This is a genomic window from Flavobacterium erciyesense (genome assembly GCF_018069925.1).
Classification (GTDB): Bacteria; Bacteroidota; Bacteroidia; order Flavobacteriales; family Flavobacteriaceae; genus Flavobacterium; species Flavobacterium erciyesense.
This window is the reverse complement of sequence record NZ_JAGPXB010000001.1, coordinates 353,630-374,135: the sequence shown is the minus strand read 5'-3', so window position 1 is coordinate 374,135 and position 20,506 is coordinate 353,630. Positions and strand designations below refer to the sequence as shown.

Annotated in this window: 18 protein-coding genes; 7 read left to right on the top strand and 11 right to left on the bottom strand. The window is 36.5% G+C overall.

The window, feature by feature from the left end; genetic code table 11:
* Positions 1-95 precede the first annotated feature (95 nt).
* The 11 genes from KBJ98_RS01650 to mobA all read right to left on the bottom strand — a co-directional run bounded on the left by KBJ98_RS01650 (position 96) and on the right by mobA (position 13,353).
* Positions 96-1,247 (bottom strand): iron-containing alcohol dehydrogenase, encoded by a 1,152-nt coding sequence (locus tag KBJ98_RS01650; RefSeq protein WP_191179265.1) that lies wholly within the window; start codon positions 1,245-1,247, stop codon positions 96-98.
* Positions 1,248-1,518: 271 nt separating this feature from the next.
* Positions 1,519-3,165 (bottom strand): glucose-6-phosphate isomerase, encoded by a 1,647-nt coding sequence (gene pgi / locus KBJ98_RS01645; protein ID WP_191179264.1) that lies wholly within the window; start codon positions 3,163-3,165, stop codon positions 1,519-1,521.
* Between the two features lie 63 nt (positions 3,166-3,228).
* Positions 3,229-4,104, bottom strand: coding sequence for an AraC family transcriptional regulator (locus KBJ98_RS01640; protein WP_191179263.1), 876 nt, complete (start codon positions 4,102-4,104; stop codon positions 3,229-3,231).
* A gap of 23 nt (positions 4,105-4,127) precedes the next feature.
* A complete protein-coding gene (gene pgl / locus KBJ98_RS01635) occupies positions 4,128-4,856 on the bottom strand; it encodes a 6-phosphogluconolactonase (RefSeq protein WP_191179262.1) in 729 nt (242 codons plus the stop codon).
* A complete protein-coding gene (gene zwf / locus KBJ98_RS01630) occupies positions 4,849-6,369 on the bottom strand; it encodes a glucose-6-phosphate dehydrogenase (RefSeq protein ID WP_191179261.1) in 1,521 nt (506 codons plus the stop codon). The genes pgl and zwf overlap by 8 nt, the downstream gene beginning before the upstream one ends.
* Before the next feature lie 12 nt (positions 6,370-6,381).
* On the bottom strand, positions 6,382-7,779 hold the full coding sequence (gene gndA / locus KBJ98_RS01625) for an NADP-dependent phosphogluconate dehydrogenase (protein ID WP_191179260.1): 1,398 nt from the start codon (positions 7,777-7,779) through the stop codon (positions 6,382-6,384).
* A gap of 212 nt (positions 7,780-7,991) precedes the next feature.
* Positions 7,992-8,621: a 3-hexulose-6-phosphate synthase gene (gene hxlA, locus KBJ98_RS01620; protein ID WP_191179259.1), complete on the bottom strand. Its 630-nt coding sequence runs from the start codon at positions 8,619-8,621 to the stop codon at positions 7,992-7,994.
* Positions 8,622-8,654: 33 nt separating this feature from the next.
* A complete protein-coding gene (gene hxlB / locus KBJ98_RS01615; RefSeq protein ID WP_191179258.1) occupies positions 8,655-9,221 on the bottom strand; it encodes a 6-phospho-3-hexuloisomerase in 567 nt (188 codons plus the stop codon).
* 306 nt (positions 9,222-9,527) lie between these two features.
* On the bottom strand, positions 9,528-11,525 hold the full coding sequence (gene mobC / locus KBJ98_RS01610) for a conjugal transfer protein MobC (protein ID WP_191179257.1): 1,998 nt from the start codon (positions 11,523-11,525) through the stop codon (positions 9,528-9,530).
* A gap of 101 nt (positions 11,526-11,626) precedes the next feature.
* Positions 11,627-12,910 (bottom strand): conjugal transfer protein MobB, encoded by a 1,284-nt coding sequence (gene mobB, locus KBJ98_RS01605; RefSeq protein ID WP_191179256.1) that lies wholly within the window; start codon positions 12,908-12,910, stop codon positions 11,627-11,629.
* Entirely contained in the window at positions 12,907-13,353 is a 447-nt protein-coding gene (mobA, locus tag KBJ98_RS01600) for a conjugal transfer protein MobA (protein ID WP_191179255.1), read from the bottom strand. The genes mobB and mobA overlap by 4 nt, the downstream gene beginning before the upstream one ends.
* 697 nt (positions 13,354-14,050) lie before the next feature.
* Here mobA and KBJ98_RS01595 point away from each other — a divergent pair.
* The 7 genes from KBJ98_RS01595 to KBJ98_RS01565 all read left to right on the top strand — a co-directional run bounded on the left by KBJ98_RS01595 (position 14,051) and on the right by KBJ98_RS01565 (position 20,480).
* A complete protein-coding gene (locus KBJ98_RS01595; protein WP_191179254.1) occupies positions 14,051-14,818 on the top strand; it encodes a ParA family protein in 768 nt (255 codons plus the stop codon).
* 12 nt (positions 14,819-14,830) lie between these two features.
* Positions 14,831-15,235: a DUF3408 domain-containing protein gene (locus tag KBJ98_RS01590; protein WP_191179253.1), complete on the top strand. Its 405-nt coding sequence runs from the start codon at positions 14,831-14,833 to the stop codon at positions 15,233-15,235.
* Positions 15,235-15,540 (top strand): DUF3408 domain-containing protein, encoded by a 306-nt coding sequence (locus KBJ98_RS01585; RefSeq protein WP_191179252.1) that lies wholly within the window; start codon positions 15,235-15,237, stop codon positions 15,538-15,540. Before KBJ98_RS01590 ends, KBJ98_RS01585 begins: the two co-directional genes overlap by 1 nt.
* A gap of 13 nt (positions 15,541-15,553) precedes the next feature.
* A complete protein-coding gene (locus KBJ98_RS01580) occupies positions 15,554-16,189 on the top strand; it encodes a conjugal transfer protein TraD (protein WP_191179251.1) in 636 nt (211 codons plus the stop codon).
* Between the two features lie 30 nt (positions 16,190-16,219).
* Positions 16,220-17,572: a hypothetical protein gene (locus KBJ98_RS01575; protein ID WP_191179250.1), complete on the top strand. Its 1,353-nt coding sequence runs from the start codon at positions 16,220-16,222 to the stop codon at positions 17,570-17,572.
* A 370-nt stretch (positions 17,573-17,942) separates the two neighbouring features.
* Entirely contained in the window at positions 17,943-19,085 is a 1,143-nt protein-coding gene (locus tag KBJ98_RS01570) for an AAA family ATPase (protein ID WP_210787964.1), read from the top strand.
* A gap of 3 nt (positions 19,086-19,088) precedes the next feature.
* Positions 19,089-20,480, top strand: coding sequence for a S8/S53 family peptidase (locus KBJ98_RS01565; RefSeq protein ID WP_191179249.1), 1,392 nt, complete (start codon positions 19,089-19,091; stop codon positions 20,478-20,480).
* Positions 20,481-20,506 lie beyond the last annotated feature (26 nt).

Below are 20,506 nucleotides of genomic sequence, written 5' to 3'. Positions count from 1 at the left end.
TTCATTTTCCTCTAATAAATATAACGCTAATAACTTTATTAGCGAAGCAAGCGGTTAATTCAAGAATGATTAACCGCTTTACTTTGCAATATTAATTAATTTTGGTAAATCACACCTTCATAACAAGCGTTATAAAGATCTTTTAAGTCTTGAAGACTTGGTTTACGTGGATTAAAACCTGTACATGGATCTTCCAAAGCATTTTTGGTAATGTAATCCAAGTTTTTGTCCCAATCTTCACGAGATATTCCAAAAGCTTTCAAAGAACCGATATTGTTTACCGAAGCTCTTAGTTTTTCGATTTCTTGTGCTAATTCCTCAGCAGTTTCTTTTCCAACAATTTTTGCCAAATTAGGGTATCTTGTTGTTTCTGTTTGATTGTAACGGATAACATTCGGAAGGAAAATCGCATTAGCTGCACCGTGTGGAATACCATAAAGGGCACCTACTTGATGTGATAATGAGTGTACAATTCCTAACCAAGCGTTATTGAACGCTAAGCCCCCCATAAATGAAGCGTCGTGCATATTTTGACGAGCTTTAATATTTGTTGGATTATTTACAGCTTCTTCAAGATTGTCGAATACGATTTCTAAACCACCTTTAGCTAATACGTCTGCATAATTGTCTTCAATATTTGAAACGTATGCTTCAACACAATGTGTTAATGCATCTAAACCAGTGTTTGACGTGATATGAGCTGGCATAGTAGCACAAATTTCTCCATCAACAATCGCAATATCTGGTGTTAGTTCATAAGAAACAATTGGATATTTAACCCCTTTTTCTTTATCGGTAATAACCGCTAAACCTGTTGTTTCAGTTCCTGTACCACTTGTAGAAGGAATTGCTACGAATTTTGCCTTTTGACGTAATGTTGGAACACTGAAAGGTTTTGTCATCGCTTCAAAATCTGCATCTGGATGTTCGTAGAATACCCACATCATTTTAGCGGCATCAATCGCTGAACAACCACCAAGACCAACAATCCAGTCTGGTTGGAACTCACGCATAATTTCTGCTCCTTTAAGACTTGTCGCTGATGATGGATCTTCTTCAACACCATCAAAAACAATAGTTTCCAATCCAGCTTCTGTTAAGAATGCTTTTGCACGATCTAACGTTCCGCTTTTTTTCATTGATTGTCCACCAGTCACAATGATTGCTTTTTTTCCAGATAGATTTTTCAATTCTGATAAACTTCCAGCACCATGAAATACTTCGCTGGCAACAAATAACTTACTCATATTTTATTATTTAAATTTCTTCTACAAAAGTACTGCCTCTTGCATGGCTGTTGTTATACATTACCTACTATATGATATACATTTGATCCATTCAGAGCCAACCGCCTGAATTGTTTATTTTTAATCAATACAATATGCAATAGGGGATCATGATTCTACATATTCCTTTAATTGTTTCGCTTCGATATACATTTATTATACACGATTAAACATATAAAAGGCCACAGAAATTTCTCCGTTGCCTTTTGTAAAACTGTATTAATATTATAGATTAACGCCAAGTTTTATATTGATCGATCAATCCATTGGTGGATGAATCGTGACTTACAATCTTATCATCTTCTTCAAGCTCTGAAAGAATTACGGTAGCCAATTGTTTACCTAATTCTACTCCCCATTGGTCGAAGCTGAAAATATTCCAAATCACACCCTGAACAAAAATTTTATGTTCATACAAAGCGATAAGTTTCCCCAAAGATTTTGGTGTTATTTTTTCCAACAAGAATGAATTAGTAGGACGGTTTCCTTGAAATACTTTATACTTCTTTTGCTGATTGACTTCTGCGTCTGATTTTCCAGCGGCTTTCAATTCTGCAATTACTTCTTCTTCTGATTTGCCATTCATTAAGGCTTCAGTTTGTGCAAAGAAGTTAGAAAGTAATATTTTGTGGTGTTCGCCAAGTGGATTTAAGCTCTTAGCTGGTGCGATGAAATCCGAAGGGATAAGTTTTGTACCTTGATGAAGTAATTGATAAAATGCGTGCTGTCCGTTGGTACCAGGTTCGCCCCAAACTATTGGACCAGTTTGATAGTTGACTACCTTACCATTGCGATCAATATATTTTCCATTACTTTCCATATCTCCTTGCTGAAAATAAGAAGCAAAGCGATGCAAATATTGGTCGTACGGGAATATTCCTAATGTTTCAGCACCATAGAAATTAATATACCATACACCAAGTAAAGCCATGATAACAGGGATATTTTGATCTAACGCACTGTTCTGAAAATGTTGATCGGTTTCGTTAGCACCTTCTAATAACGCTTTGAAATTATTAAAGCCGATTCCAAGACTGATAGACAGGCCAATTGCAGACCACAATGAATATCTTCCGCCAACCCAATCCCAGAAAACAAACATATTTTTAGGATTGATTCCGAATTTTTTCACTTCAGCTTCATTAGTACTTAGCGCGACGAAGTGTTTTTCTACATCTTCTTCTTTAGCACCAGAATTAATCAACCAAGTACGTGCACTACGTCCATTGGTCATGGTTTCTTGTGTGATAAATGTTTTGGATGCAATAAGGAAAAGTGTGGTTTCAGGATTTACATTTTTTAAAACTTCTGACAAATGAGTACCATCAACATTGGAAACAAAATGCAAGTTTAAATGCGTTTTGTATGCTTTTAAAGCTTCAGTAACCATTACAGGTCCAAGGTCAGAACCACCGATACCGATATTAACAATATCGGTAATTTGTTTTCCAGTATATCCTTTCCATGTGCCTGAAAGTACATCTTCGGTAAAAGTTTGGATTTGTTCAAGCACTTCATAAACTTGTGGAACAACATTGATTCCATCAACAAGAACAACTGCGTCTTTTGGTTGTCTTAATGCAGTATGCAAAACAGGTCTTCCTTCTGTTGCATTAATTTTATCGCCTGCGAACATCTTTTCAATAGCTTCCTGAAGTTTCACTTCATTTGCTAATTCAAGCAATAAATCAAATGTTTCTTTTGTGATTCTGTTCTTTGAATAATCGAACAAAATATCATTCCATAAGATAGAAAACGAAGAAAATCGTTGTGGATCTTTTGAAAATAAATCCTTAATCTGCACATCTTTTGTGTCCTCGAAATGTGCTGCAAGCTTCTGAAATGCTTGCGTATTTTTTAATTGAACTGATGGTAACATATACTTTTAATTTGTAGTACAAACCTACCTCTAATCTTAGGCGTATATGCTACCAAGTTAAGCCTATGTATTATACATTTGTGCCAGTTGTTGTTGCAGATTTGTTGGGGTTTCATCCAATTTTGCACGCACAAATTTATTCAACGCTGCTGGCGAATTGAATCCAAGTTCAAAAGCAATTTCTTTATGAGAATAACTGGATAGTAACAGCAATTGTTTGATCTCGTTCATTATCCTTGCGTGAATGGTTTCAATAGAAGTTAAGCCTGCCACTTTCTTCGTTATTTCATTTAATTTCTTTGGTGAAATGAGTAGTTTTTCAGCGTACCAACTAACCATTCGTTCCGTTTTATAATGGCGTTCCAACAATTCAAGAAATTTTCCATAAAGTCTGGTATTCTCATTTGTTACTTTATCTTTATCCCATTTTGTATGTACAAACTCCACTAATTTCAACAATGTTATCTTGATAAAAAATCGTGCTTGCTCTTTTTTGACAGAGGTTAGGTCATGATACAACTTTTCAATTTGTTCCAATAACATTTGTACTTCATTTGTTTCGGCAACGGGTAATTCAATATGGTTTAGCTTAACGGATATATTGTGATTGTAAATACTTAACTCATTTTTTAAAATATCTGAACAGAATAATACTTCATCAAATAGAATCATTTTTCCATCAAAATCATCACTGATTTGTTCTTTTGAGGATAATTGACCAGGAAATATAACGCTTATGCAATTTTCACTGACATCATAACGACGATCTTCTACTTGCATTTTCATACTCCCTTTTTTAACAAACAGGAGACAAAAATGGTCTTTTGTATGAGGATTCCGATATTGCTCCATATCCTCTTTATCCAAATCAAAAATATGAAAGGGCGTGATTGCCCTTTCAGAATTATGCTGTATATCTTTAAGATAATGTGTAAACATATTGTAGTTTTTCTTTTTGCTAATTAATCGTTATTGCTCAAATATTTTGCCGCTTTTTCGTCCACTAAAAACAAAAGTTCTCCTTTTGTGGGTTTCAATAATTGCGATGGATAGAGGGACGGATTATAATCTCCTTCCAACACTTCTTTCAAGGCATCAGCCTTAGCATCGCCAAAAGTTAACACGATTATTTTTTTTGCTTTGTTTAAAAAAGGAGCTGTAAGAGTGATCCTATACATTTGCTGTGCATCTAAATAATAAGCAGCAACCCATTTTTCTTTTTCATCAAGAACGGCAGTTCCAGGAAATAATGAAGCAGTGTGTCCATCACTTCCCATCCCCAAAAGTATAAAATCCATTATTCCATCATCTCCAAGTTTTTCATGTAAAAGTGTATTGTAAGTTGATGCAAAATCTTCGGGCTTTACATCATCTGCATACATTGGAAAAATATTAGACGGCAGGACAGGAACATTTTGTAGAAGTGTTTCTTGGGACATTTTAGCATTACTTAGCCCATTATCCAGTGAAACCCATCTTTCATCTCCCCAAAAAACAAGAACTTTAGTCCAGTCAATTTGATTTTTGTATTGATCTTCGGACAAAAGTTTGTATAGCCCTTCTGGCGAAGAACCTCCTGTTAAAGCAACTGTAAAAAAGCCTTTTTGATCTATTGCATCATTAGCAGCAGCTACAAATAGTTGTGCTGTCGTTTTAAATATTTCTTCCGTTGATGATTGTATATTAAGCATCTTTTTTGGTTTTCAAAGTTTCATTAGAATTACTCAGCCAATTATGTCCTTGTCTCTTCAACAATTCATCTGCTGCTTCTGGCCCTGAGCTTCCAGCAGGATAAGTTACCATTTTTGACACGTTTCCATTTTCCCATGCTGTTTGAATATTCGCAATAACATCCCAAGCTTCTTCCACTTGATCTGAACGCATAAACAGTGTTGAATCTCCATCAAGAGCGTCCAACAATAACGTCTCGTAAGCTTCAGGTGTATCTGGTGCACATTCAAAATAATCGAATACCATTTCAGCAGGTTTCAGTTTCATGTCAAGCCCTGGCTTTTTCGTCATAAACGATAAATTGATATCCATTTCAGGTTGAATATTGATGGTTAATTTATTGGGTTGCAATTTTTTTATTCCATCCTGAAAAGTAGTACAAGGTACTTCTTTAAAACTGATTACAATAGAAGATTCTTTTTTGGACATACGTTTTCCTGTGCGCATATAGAACGGAACACCTTTCCAACGCTCATTATCAACATAAAGCTTCATGGCAACATAAGTTTCTGTGTTTGAGTTTGGATTAACTCCTGGCTCTGCCAAATAGCCTAATTTCTTTTTACCATCAATCTCACCTTCAGTATATTGTGCTCTAACCGTATAATGATTGATGTCTTCCAAATTGATTCTTCTCACACTTTTTAAGACATCTACTTTTCGGTTTCTGATTTCTGTAGATTCAAATGCAGTTGGTGGTTCCATAGCTACCATGCAAAGAATCTGCATTAAATGGTTTTGGATCATATCTCGCAATGCTCCCGAACCGTCATAATAACCTCCACGATCTTCAACACCTACGGTTTCCGCCACAGTAATCTGCACAGAATCGATATATTTATTATTCCAAAGTGGTTCGAAAATAGTGTTACCAAAACGGAACGCTAAAATGTTCTGTACATTTTCTTTACCCAAATAATGGTCAATTCTGTAGATTTGCTCTTCTTTGAACGTTTGTGCTAACATTGCATTAAGCGCCACAGCCGAATCTTTATCGTATCCAAAAGGCTTTTCGATAATCATGCGATCTTGATTCATATTATTAGCCAAGCCATTTTCTTTAAGGCTTTTTGAAACTTTTTCAATAAAGCTTGGTGCTACCGAAAGGTAAAAAAGACGGTTGGCTCTGGCACCTAATTTAGCATCTATGCCGTCAAGTTGATTTTTCAACTGAATGAAAGATTCTTCTTGTGTAATATCGAACCTGACAAATTTGATTTTTTCTTTGAATTGATTCCATTTCTCTTCAGAAAAGTTCTTGATTCTCGAAAAATCGTTGATATTTTCTAAAATATAATTTCTGAATTCTTCCTGAGTATGTTCTGTTCTTCCTAAAGAAAGAAGTTCAAAATCTTCTGGCATCCAACCGTCCAAAAACAGATTAAAAAATGCAGGAAATAATTTTCTTTTTGCTAAATCTCCCGTTGCGCCAAAAATGACAATAGAAGTTGGTTTTTTATCATTATTTTTCATTTGATTTATTTTTTACGATTCCCAACGGGTGTGGAATATTCCATCTTTGTCAATTCGTTCATACGTGTGTGCTCCAAAGAAATCACGTTGCGCTTGAATAAGATTGGTTGGCAAATTTTCAGAACGATAAGCATCAAAATAAGATAATGCGTTCGTCCATGCAGAAGCTGGAGTTCCATTTTGAATAGTGTCTTTCAAAACAGTACGAATACTGCTTTGTGTTGTATTCAGTTTTTCTGCAATGTGTTTATCGAGCATTACGTTTGGTAAATCGGATTCTGTTGCAAATGCTTGTCTAAAATCTTCTAATAAAATTGCTCTAATAATACATCCTCCTCTCCAAATTTTACATATTGTTTCTAAATTCAAATCGTATCCATAGATTTCAGAAGCAATTTTAAGTTGAGCTAATCCTTGTGCATAAGTGGTTATAATGGCAAAGTACAGTCCTTTTTTCAAATCATCTAAATTTGCATTACTGATATTTTCTTCATTATTCCATTTTAATAAAGCTGAAGCCTGTATTCTTTCAAGTTTGTATTTAGACATATCTCTCATATTTACAGCAGCATCAATAACTGGAACCGGAACCTGTAAATCCATTGCATTTTGTGAAGTCCATTTTCCTGTTCCTTTAGATTTAGCCCAGTCTGAAATTAAATCAACCAAATATTTATCACCTTCTTTTTGCTTCAAAATATCAGCTGTAATTTCAATAAGGAAAGAGTTTAATTCTTCTTTATTCCATTGTTCAAATAATTGTTGAATGGTTTCATGATCCAAATGATAAACATTTTTCATAATATCATAGGTTTCTGCAATAAGCTGCATAATTCCATATTCTATACCATTATGCACCATTTTTACATAATTTCCAGCAGATCCGTTGCCTAAAAATTCTACACAAGGTTCACCATCTACTTTTGCAGCTATGGCTTCGAAGATTGGACGTAAACGTTCGTAAGCTATCTTATCTCCTCCAGGCATCATGCTTGGGCCTCTTCTTGCCCCACTTTCTCCGCCAGAAATACCCATTCCGAAAAAATGGATTCCTTTTGAAGAAAGCTCTTTATATCTTCTGTCTGTATCTGTAAAATACGTGTTTCCTCCGTCAATAATAATATCGCCTTCGTCCAAAAATGGAAGCAATGTTTTAATTGCTCCATCTACTGGAGCACCAGCCGGAACTAATAACATTATAGCTCTTGGTTGTTCTAAGGATTTTACAAAGTCTTCTGGTTTAACAGTTGCAAAAACAGAATGACCATCCTGAGCTTCTGCCTGTAATGAATCTGCTTTTTCTTGATCCAAATCTAAACCTGCAACAGCAAATCCATGGTCAGCCATATTGAGCAATAGATTTCTGCCCATAACACCTAAACCAACTATACCGAAATTATATGTAATCATTTTCTAAGTTTTTTATTAATATCAATTGCTATCGAGTATCGCTAACAAACTAATTGAGATATTAGCCATTCTGAATTTAAAAATCCCTCATTAAAATTAATCTTTATTTTAATATGCAGAGATTAAAAAAAGAGAATTTATATCATCAATAGCATAGAACAAGGTCTTCCCTACAATAGTAGAGAAGACTTTGATGGTGAGTTAATAGCAAATTATGCTATTATTGCTTCTTTTAAAGCTTTTGCAGCTGCGGCAGGATCTTCTGCACCATAGATTGCTCCACCAGCAACTGCTACTGCAGCACCAGCAGCTACGACATCTTTTATTGTGTTGATGTTAACACCACCAGCGATTGAGAAAGGAACTTGAGCTTCTCTACCTTCGCTGATTAATTTTTGTACATTATAGCCTGGTAATGCTTGTTCATCTAAACCAGCGTGTAATTCCACAAACTCTACTCCAAAAGCAGTTACTTCTTTAGCACGTTGTACACGATTCTTAACACCGATTGTATCTACTACTACTTTTTTACCCGCTTTTTTCGCAGCTTCAATAGCGCCAATAATTGTTGCATCATCTACAGCACCCATTACGGTTACTAAATCTGCCCCAGCATTGAATGCCATTTCTGCTTCTAATGCACCTGTATCAGCAGTTTTAAGGTCTGCGAATACCAGTTTATTTGGATGAGCGGCCTTCATTGCTGTGATTACTTTAAGACCTTCTGCCTTGATTAATGGAGTACCTAACTCAATGATATCTACATAAGGTGCTACTTTTTCTGCCAATTCTAAGGCTGCTTCAGTAGTTAATAAGTCAATTGCTACTTGTAATTTAGTCATGATATAAAATTTAAAAATTTAGTTGTATTTTAATTATTCGAGATTGGCATGTTTCGGCCAAAGATTTTCTTTTGTTAATCCTGATTTTTGCCATAGCGTCATAAAGACTGCGTCTAAAATCAACAAAACAGACTGTTCAAATAAGCTACCTGCATATTGCTCAGAAGCAGATATACCGAAATCGGTTTTTACAGCTGCTTTAATGGCTATTATTTGATCTGATAGAGTTGCGATTTTACTATGCTCATCTGCTGTAATTGCAATTACTGTGGCATTTTGTTTTTTAGCTTTTTCTGTAGCAAGCACAAGGGTTGATGTTGTGCCAGAACCGGAACCGACTATAAGCAGATCATTTTCTAAAATAGCAGGTGTTGTAGTTTCTCCCACTACATGCACTTTAAATCCAAGGTGCATAAACCTCATAGCTGTCATCTTTAATGCTAATCCAGTACGTCCAGCTCCTACAAAAAAGATACGTTTTGCTTGCTTAATATGATTTTCAAGCAACGATAGAGATTCTGGATTCAGAAGAGTTGAGATTTCTTCATTTTCGATCAGGATCTTTTTTAAATTGTCTATTGTAGTATTCACTTGTTCCATTTTTTGCTTTTAGAAGAACTTTAATAATTATTTCTTCTAATTTGATAATGCAAAGTTATACTCCCCAATTCTCCTGATATTATACAAATAATATTATGTAATATACATTTGCGACCATCTAACATTTACCTATTGGATATTGTTAATACTTTTGATTTTAAGCATTGGAGACGGGTAAAAGAAACTTCTTAACCAAAAAACACATAATTTAAGTTTTTAATAAACAACTAATTACATAAAATATATTTCAGTTTTGATATAGTTGCTTTCGACATTTTTATACCATTTATATAGTTTGTGTGCTATTCATTCTTGCACCAAATGCTGTAAGTTCGGATCATTCTTAATCCGTTCAATTTCACTTTCTACAATATGTAGAATATCGGTTTTTATCTTGCGGTAATTGTTTTCAATTTCCTGTTTCATTTTGTCCTCTCCATGTTCATCAACAAAGGATAAAATTTCAGGTATCTTCTGATAGGCTTTGGTTTCGGCAGCTACTTTTTCATTATCCACCACAATTTCTGCATGAAATATCTTTTGCTCAATGCGCTCATCAAAATTATCTGATACAGAACCAACGAACATCCCCTGTGTCAATGTTGAGATTTTGGAAGCAGGTATCAAACTATCCAATTGTGTAGAAATAGACGTAGATTTATCATTACGGTTAATGGTCAAACTTTGGCGTTTTTGTAAAACTTTACCGAAACGTTCCGAAAGGCTTTTTGCCGTTTCCCCTACAACCTGACCACTGAATATATTACCAACGGTATTCTGAATAACTTTGGCTTCTTTGTCGCCATAATCACGTATTAATTGCGAAAAATCTTGGAACCCCAAACACACCGCTACCTTATTACTTCTCGCTGTTGCGATTAGATTATCCAGTCCTCTAAAATAAATAGTTGGTAACTCGTCAATGATAACAGAACTTTTTAACTGTCCTTTTTTGTTAATCAGCTTTACAATCCTTGAATTGTACAAACCTAACGCTGCCGAGTAAATATTTTGACGATCAGGATTATTACCAACGCATAAAATTTTAGGCTCTTTTGGATTGTTGATATCGAGTGTAAAATCATCGCCTGTCATTACCCAATAAAGTTGCGGGCTAATCATTCTCGATAACGGAATTTTTGCTGATGCTATCTGACCTTGTAACTGATCTTGGGCGCCACCTTGCCACGCATCCATAAAGGGTGATAAGTAATTTTCCAAATCGGGGTATGAGGTTAAAATCGTGAACACGTCCGAATACTTTTTATTCAGCAATTCGATTGCATGCGGGAATGTGCAATACTTACCATTTTCGTAGATTTTCAGATACCAAATAATGGCAGCCAATAAGATGATTGGACTTTCCACGAAAAAATCCCCTTGTTTTTGTATCCAGCTTCGGTTGAGGTTTAACATTATGGTATAAGCGGCTTCGTAAGCATCAGAAATGTCCGTCATAAAGTCGGGATTGAGTGGATTACATCGGTGACTCTTGCGTGGGTCATCAAAATTTATCACATAAAATTTAGGCTGGATTTTGTACTTATCCCGATGCTTTAGTAAGTGGTTGTAGGCAATGGTGGAAAGGTCGTCGAACTTGAAATCGTAGATGTACATTGAGAAACCTTTCTCAATCTGTTGTTTGATGTAGTTATTTACAATAGCATAAGATTTTCCCGAACCTGGCGTGCCCAACACGATAGATGCCCTAAATGGATTTACAATATTTATCCAACCGTTGTTCCATTTACCTTTGTAGTAAAATTTGGTGGGTAGATTAACAGAATACTCGTTTTCCATCAACTTGGTTTCCTGTTGAAAACTCTCGTTCTCGTTATTGAAAACATCGTCCATCAGGTTGTTTTTAAGTAATCGGCTCATCCATACTCCTGCCATCAGCAAAGCAATATAGCCCAAAGAGATAGTAAGGATATACAGAAATGTGCCAATTATCGGAGGTAATTTTAGCAATGGTGTGTTCAGAAAGAACAATACAAAACCAACGCCCAAAGCAACATAAATTTTAGACCAGGTTATCTTTTCGTTCTTTACACCTTTTGTTCCCAAACAACTTAAAGCCAACAATACTAAAGCAAAGGCTTTGGTGTAAAGAGTATGTGAAAACAAACTTGCCGTTCGTTGAAAATTCCCTAATATTTTGTTGATTACTTCCAAAGTCCAACCACGTTCTAAAAAGAAACCGTAGCAAAACCAATAAAGGTGCATCAGCACCAAAAGAATACTGACTGCCCGCATAAAAGCCATTATCTTGGCAAGTCCTCTTAAATCGTCTTCTCCTTGCATTATTTTAAATTTTAATGTTCGGGCGTGAATTTAAAAGCTCTACATAATGGCTGTATTAATGTGGCAGTGTTTGGCGTTTTTTGGTAGTATTTGGCGGAATATTATCGCTGACCTCTTTGACGTTTTCGTTTCTTCTTCATCTTATTTGCAAAGTCTTGTTCTTCGTAATCTTCGCCCTGAACTTCGGGCAGTAAACCTCCTAATGCTTCAATCAAACCGTCTTCATTTTTATCCGTAGTTAAGAAATCGAATAAATGATGAGGTTCTTCTTTTGGAAGATCTACATCATTAATAGTAGATCGTTTGGATTGTACGGTAGGTTCTTTAATATCCGGTTTGATACTATTGTTCCAATAATCATTAAAGGTATTTGCAGAAAGTTCCTTTGCCAATCGTGAACCATTCCATACCGATTTTGAATTGTGGTCAATAAAAGTCATACCATAAATACGCCCTGTGTCATTTCTTCGTACCACCACATTGATACCTTGTTTCATTAACTTCTTTTTAAAATCCTGTTCATTATCTGTGGATTGCAGGGCAATGGTAACGACAGATTTTAAAGTCTGCTTGACGGGATGATCTTTTAATTTTGTTTTGCTGTTTTCAAAATGCAGTTCCAAACCCGCAAGTCCTGCGTTTTTTCCAAATAACGAAGCCTTGAATGGATGCCCAGCTCTTTCGCCTTTTTCATTTAATGGAATGTAGAGTAAACCCTGCTGCGGCTTGCCACGTAATTCGCCTTCGACCTTTTCTGTAGTAATATTAAATAGCGAAAGCAAAGCATTGTATTCGCCCAACGTTTGGAATTGGTAATAGTTTTGAAGATGACGAACGACGGATGCAATCTGACTTTTAATATCGCCAACTTTGTAATCTACCGGACGGAAAATCTTATCATTTTGCTTATGCTCTTTGTCCGTTGCAGGTATCAAATGATGTTGTTTTTCAAGTTCTCTACAAACATTCATCGACCGCATTTTCTCAAACTTGTCAGAAATTTTCTTACCGTTTTCATCTACACAAACCGAAACAATATGAATATGGCTGCGGTCAATATCGGTATGTTTGAATACTATAAAAGGCTGTTCTCCGTAACCCATTTCCTGCATATACTGTTGTGCCATTTCCCGAAATTTATCATCAGAAACCTTATCGTTTGGGTCGGGATTGAGTGAAATATGCAGCGTATGTTTTTCCGTATTGCGATTTGCAATTAGGTACGGAGCGAAAGATTGAGCCAATTGCGTCACTGTATATTGCCCGTTTGCAGTTTCAATAATCTTATTTGTAAACAGAATTTGTCCGTTTTCTTTCTCAATTTTCAGATTATTGTACGCCAATGCACCATATAAATTTTCGCTCCTACCAATTTTTGCTATCATTTTTTAGACTGGTTTTTCAGATATTCTGTTTCAAATTCTTCTGTTAATTCAATTATTTGTCGGCATAACATCGCCATTTCAGCGGTCTGTTTTTCCAGTTTAAAAAGATAAGCCGATGCTTTTTTCGGCGAAAAATTCTTGTAAAGCAGTTTAATAATCTGATTGTAATTCACGCCAACATTGCGAAATTGGCTGTGAAATGAGGTAAGTCGCATATAAAAATCAACGGTTCCTTTGTCAATCTGAATGGTCTTGATTGTCTTATCAAAGATGCAAGACTTAATAAAATGTGCCTTTACCTGCATACCTGATTTGTCAAAAAGAGCAAGAAATAGGGCGTGTTCCTGTTCGTTAAAAGAAACGGTGTACCGTATGGTCGCTGGATCTGTTTTAAGTGGACGACCTATGGTCTTCTTCACTTGTCTTCTGTTGTTCTCGTTCATAATTAATCCATTTTTAATCTATACAAAACCTCGACTTCGGAGAGTGTTTTTCAGCCCCCGGCAGGGCAAGTTGTTCTGCATCGGAAAATACTTTTGAGATGCTGAGAACACAACTTGCCGTGTTCTGTTGAACACAAAAATCCGCCCTGCGGGACGGATTAAATGTAACAGGGAAAAACGGCTCGATGCCGTTCCCGTTACCCTCCGATTTGTCAAAAGAATTTTGCATAAATCCATTAATAAAAATCATTGTACAAAGTAAAGCCCTGTTTACGAAAGCATTGTACTGTATAACAGTGCCAAACACTGCCTTTGAACGCCAAACACTGCCACACCGCAATCAGCGGTCAAATCAATCTCTTTATTTGCCGTATAATTTTAGTGCAGGTAGTAAAAAATGTATTTCAACAAAGAAGAAAATCAGGTTTGAAAACAAGCGGTTTGGAATAAAAGCATAGGGTTTTAAAAGCATAAAACAATAAAAGTGTAAAAGCATAAAAGCGGTAAAGCAATTTACCTGTTGCAAGTTTTGCCACTTGCCAAAGAATGTACCTGACAAGGCAAAAATGAAAGCAAATACCTGTGCAGAAAAGTACGCAAAAGGGAATGCAGGAATATAGGAATGAGGTAATAATCAGATAAACCAATATTCAATCCTGCAAAACAAATAAAGTGTGTAACAATAAATTTTTAAATAATGGAAACGACAAAGAAAACTTTAAAAATCAGTTTCTCCACCCAAAAGGGCGGTGTGGGAAAATCTACGATGACCACCTTGCTGGCAAGTGTACTTCATTACCGTTTAGGTTTTAATGTGCTGGTAATGGACTGCGACTTTCCACAGCACAGCCTGACCAATATGCGTGAACGGGATAAGAGAACCATAATGCAGAACGACTACCATAAAAAGGCAGCAATGAAGCAGTTCCAAGCCATCAACAAAAAAGCGTACCCGATTATCAAATGCAAGGCTGAAACGGCTCTGGAGAAAGCATCGGAATATAGAAGCCAGTCGGCGGTTGTACCGGATGTGGTTTTCTTCGACCTGCCGGGAACAGCCAATACCAAAGGCGTACTGACTACCTTGAAAAAAATGGACTTTATCTTTTCGCCCATTACTGCCGACCGTTTGGTAGTGGAAAGTACATTGGGCTTTACCAAAGCCTTTCTCGGACTTCCCCAAACGGACGAGGGCAATCCCGAACAAGAGATATGGCTGTTTTGGAACCAAGTGGACGGCAGGGAAAAAACAGGTTTGTATGATGCGTATCAAAGTGTCATCAAAGAACTCAACCTGCCCATAATGGAAACAAGGATAATGGATAGCAAGCGTTTCCGAAAGGAAACAGACGACACGGGCAGTTATGTATTCCGGTCAAGTTTGCTGCCTGCCGAACCACAGCTAATGAAAGCAACCAAAATGGATTTGTTTGTCGAGGAATTTTTAAAAATCGTTCATCTATAAAAACAGTAAAGTATGGCTTCAGATAACAAAAACAACGATTTTGAAAAGCCCAATGTTGATGAGGAATACCTTATGAACGTCATAAGTGGCGATGAGCCTGTTGCTCCACCGAGCAATAATAAAGAGCAGGATGTACCAAAGGAAACCAAGCCCAGGGAAAAAGCCCGGAATAGTTCATCAAAGAAAGCAGACTACGAGGAAACATTTTTGGTCAATCGGTTTCCATCGGGGCGTAACGGCAAGGTGGTTTATATACGCCCTGAATACCACGAAAGATTGCTCCGCATCGTTCAACTGACAAGGGAAGAAAGAACAACGCTCTACTCTTACATTGACAATATCCTTGAACATCATTTCAGGGAGTACGGGGACGATATTACCAATTATTTTAATGAACATTTTAAACCCATTCTATAATGAAGAAAGATAAAAAGAACAGGATTGCTGTTGCATCCGGCAACGGCTCCGATACAGTTAGCAATACGGCTAAGACAACCTATGAACAAGCATTTATGCAAATGAATAGGATGCAGAAAAGAGGCAATAAAAGCATATACCTAAGTCCTGAACATCATGAGCGTTTAACTCGCATTGTCCAGATTATAGGCGATGATAAAATACCCTTGTTTGCCTATCTCAATAATATTCTTGAATACCATTTTAAAATGTTTGAAGATATGATTACAAAAGAGTTCAACGAAAAGTACAAAGGCTTGTTTTAAAAAAACCTACGTTATGGAAATAGTAATTGTGATATGCATGCTGACGGTCATTGTCCTGCTTTTGCAGGATAAGATTGTTATTAAGAAAAGGACAAAACAAGAACCTCCGCAGAAGAAATTCAATCCGAACCTGCCCGATATTATGGGGCAACCTAAATCCGTAGAACGCCTTTCAGTGCCAAACACTGCCACTGAACGCCAAATTGAGGAACCGGAGATAAACCCTGCTAATTTAGACATTGAATACGACGAAAATGAAAACGTCGGCATTCAAATCCGCAAGGAAGAGCTGGACGAAGTTTTCAGTAATATGCCTGATTTGGAGGAAGAGGAAGAAGATTGGAATAGGTATGGAATATCCAGTGGCGATAACAGTCTTGCCCAAGGGGTTACCTTTGAAGAACTAAGCTCCGTAGGGGCGTTGCTCCAAAAAGAGAATTTGGAACAATCACAAAAGGAAACAGCGGTAGATATAGTTCAAAGAATACAGGGGACTGAATTATTCAGTCTGCTGGAAAATTCCATCGAGGGTGCCTCCCGAAAAATTGCCGAGCTTTTGGATAGCACACTCTCATCTGAAACGGAAGCCGGTTCTTCCACTTTGCGGAAAAATGATTTGAATGATTTTGACATTGGGGAGTTTGTATAGACTTCCCTTTGTCTTTTAAAATAAGAAAATATGGAAAATGGATTGCCTAATACCAATATAGAACCGGGCAGTTTGCTTGACCTGCGTTTGAATAAAGGCATGCTACCTACACTTGATATTGCAGGTCATACATTCTACGTGGATTTACGCATGAACAAACTACGGCCAAAGGACGACTTTATATCCAAAGGCATAGACTTTACTGAAATAAAAGATTATTATGACCGAGACAGACGGGCATTTGTTATTCCCTATAATCCAACAAAACGCGAATTTCAGCAGGACGATGTTTCTAAAATGACCGAACTGCCTACTGATATTATCATAGTGCAGTTTCCCAATCAGTATGAATTGGATATAGTGGGATGGAATAGAAAGCATGGTAATAGCCTAACTGATCAGGATGTGAAACAAATGCACTTTGAAGCGCGTACCCTGCCGTGGGTAGATACCAATGTGATTGAGCATATAAAACGTAATGTTGCCGAACAGCTACATCCAAAAGAAGAATATATTGTCAACCAGCCAAAGGACAATCTGTATAAGATACCAACCGATACACAAAGGGTACTTCCGACATATAAAGTATTCGGAACAGAATTTATCGTCGATGTCAATCAGTTGGAACTCCGTCAAAAAGCCAATCCGAAAAATGTAATTTCTCTATCCGACATGGAAGAAAAAGCAGTACAGGGCTACAGATTTTGGTACAGCCCAAACACAAAGGGCTTGACGACATATGCCGAACCAGGAGCAAAATTAGCAGAGATACCCGACTTTGTAAAACTCGACCCAACTGGGATGTCAAAGAAATATAATATTTCCGAAGATATTATGGCGGGAATGGACGATTTCAAACTAATGGTTAATCAGGATGCGTTCGATAAAATTGCTTACAAAGGTATTATTCCAACAATAGATATTGCGGGGCATACCTTCTATATTGACTTATTCAATGACAAATTGCACCCTAAAGATGATATCTGGTCACGGGGCATCATCTTTTCCGAACTCAAACATTATTATTCGTACAAAGACGACACCTATACAATTCCGTACAATCAAGGGACACATACCTTTCAGGAAGTGAGCCTCAATGTCAAGGAGGTTCCCAAAGACCTTATTGTTGTACAAATTCCCGGCAAACGTACCCTTGACCCAATTGGTCAAAACAAAGCGGGTGACTTAAATAGTTCAGACTATTTAAAAAAACATGGAGTGCAACTGAAATTTGACGCCAAAGTAATACCGTGGCATCAGACCCGTTTTGCGGAAACCGTAAAGCAAAACAATGGACAAGAAGTAAAGGTAGGACAAAAAAAATCTACTAGTCCAAAGCCAGAGGAAAGTGAATTCAGCAAAAGAAAAGGTCGCAGAATGTGAATTAAGCATGCTAAAAAGCTAGCTATTGGGCAGTTACCTTTTCTTTGAAACTGAAGTTTATTCTTTTGTTTTGTGGAAAATGATTTTGGAGAATTTTGACATTGGGAGTTTGTTTGATAGCAAGCTCCCTTTTCTATTTGCAATGCTCCCCATTTATTAATATTCATGAAACATACTCACTTTCATGTCGTTAAACTTGTTTTTAATAGAAAATAGAAACTAAAATCTTTTTTTTGGAAATTTATATCAAAAAATGGAAATAAAAATCTTGTTTTGGAAATTTATTACTATATTTGCATTTATAACTTAAGAAACAAATAAGCAAATGCTCAAATATTTCAGTATAGTACAAGCTCTAAGCAGGTCCGCATTGGCAACGCCGAATGAAGCTGTCACGCATCAAATTAGAAGATTAAAAGAAAGTCTGGAAAAAGATGGGTTTGCTAAAGAGGCAAAGTCATTGGAGGCTTTGTTGACTGCTTCTGAATCATCGCTTGACATGTCTCCAAGTAAAATCCAAAGATCTTTCGTTGTTTTAAAAGGCGAGGAAGTAACTCCTAAGACATCGATTCCTGTAGATAAGGAGACATCAACTCCATTGGCAGAGATTTTTTTTCCTGATGATCTACCAGAAAAAGCCCCAATGTTTGATGGTAATATCCAGCTTGCTATTCACTCAATTGTAAATGAATGGAGTAAATTCGATCAACTTTTAGAAATTAATGCTACTCCTGCTAGCTCTTGCTTAATTTATGGTGCGCCAGGAACTGGTAAAACACATTTAGCAAAATGGATTGCAAAACAAATTGGATTACCTGTAGTGCTGGCAAGGTTAGAAGGGCTTATGTCTTCGTATTTAGGAACTACATCTCGAAATATTGGTAATCTGTTCGCTTTTGCTAATAGGTATAAATGCATCTTACTTCTTGATGAGTTTGATGCAATTGCTAAACTCCGTAACGATCCACAGGAGGTTGGTGAAGTAAAAAGAGTAGTCAATACGTTGTTGCAAAGTCTAGATTCACGTCATGAAAAAGGTTTTACCATTGGTGTAACCAACCATGAAAGTCTTCTTGATCCCGCTATTTGGAGAAGGTTTGATATACAGGTTGAAATTCCTAAACCTTCTCCCGAAGTAATGATTCAATTACTCAAGAATTTTATTACGCCTTTAGAATTTAACGAAAGTGAGATTAAATTTTTAGCATGGTGCCTAGATGGTTCATCAGGTGCTGATGCAGAAATGCTTTCAAAATGGCTAAAGAGAGCTTTTGTCTTAGAAAAGAAAAGCAATATCGTAGAAGTAATGAAGCAATTTGCTGTACTCAACTCTGGAAGGGTAGACACAAAAAAGAGAAATGTTATGGTTCACAGTGATGAAGATTTTATAAACATGCTGTTAAACGATAAGGTTTACTCTTTTAAACAGAAAGATCTAGCATCATTGTTCGGAATGACCCCGTCAACTTTGAGTAAGCAGCTATCGAAATTTAAAGATTCTGAAAAAATATAAGTTATGGCAAATAGTCCTGTTCAAATAGTATTAAATAGCGATGCTTTTATCGAGGCATTAGAAAATAATGGTGGCGGTGGTTCTAAAGACTTTTTTGCCGGAAATGATACTGAATTCATAGAGCATCGAGATAACATTCAAAATCAGCTTAGTGAGATAAAGAGCATGCAATTGGTAAATAGTTTTGCTAAGGTTTCTTATGCGAAAGTTACATTAAAGCAAACGGCATTAGCAAAAAGTCATCGCCCAACTTCACAAGTTTTTAAAAGGGATGTTGCTCCTATAATTGGAGCTGGAGATTTGGGAGAATTATTTGTCGAACTGACGCCAGAAAGTATTGATAAAATAAATACTAAAGTTGGACAGGCTGAACCCGAAACAAGATATAAAGAAAAGAATGGGAAGAATGAACCTAATCCTTCAAGATTAAGAAGTGAAGTCGGTGCAATTGAAGGAATTAGCCCATATACTGCAAGTGACAAAAGGAATTTTTCTGTTAAAGAAGCCGTAAAATGGCTATCTAATCCTCAAACTGGCGGTTCGTATATGGTAGAATTGTTTGAAGCTCCTCCGGCGAGGCAAGATTGGGATTTACTAAGCAAATACAAATTCGATTTGTTTGATAGCTTTTTTGGCGGGTTAACCATTTTAGGCACAGGCTTATTTGTGTCAAGAATTACTACTGGTCAGGGCTCATCTATTGTATTTGGTATCAAATTAGAAAAAACCGATTCAACTCCTGTAATACAGCTTTACTCATCATCAACAGCAGGCAAATCAGGTGAGAAAAAATCTATTGACCTAAACTTGGAGAGACATAACGAATTATTAGAATATTTGGGAAATCATCCATTGGTAAAAAAAGTTACTCTTCCTCCCATCATTACACAAAGCTCAACTGTCAAGTCTCAGGTCAAAGGTGAAAACTTTACTGTTCTTGCTCCTGATCATGAAGGCTCATATCCAAAAATATGCGTTGTAGACGGAGGTGTTTCAGATGTTTATGGCGACTGGATAGAAGATCGTTGGGGATTAATTAGCAGCATGGACAAAGACGAAAATCACGGTACTTTTATAGCTGGATTAGCAATATTTGGCCAACAATTAAATGGAAAGGCTATTTGCAGGGAAATTGATGGTTGTAAAATTATAGATCTTGATATATTACCTCGTGCTGATAGATATAGCTCGTACTATTCAAAACCTCTAGAATTTTTTAATGAACTTGAAACTGCTGTTCAGGAATTAAAAGCTAGAACTGGAGTTCGAATATTTAACTTCAGCCTGAATATAGAAGAGCATGCATCAACTACAGGCTATAGCGTTCCAGCACAAATTTTGGACAAAATTGCAGAAGAAAACTGTAAATCGTCAGCAAAAAGTGTACTGATTTAGTTCAGAACTAAGATAGTGTTTTCATA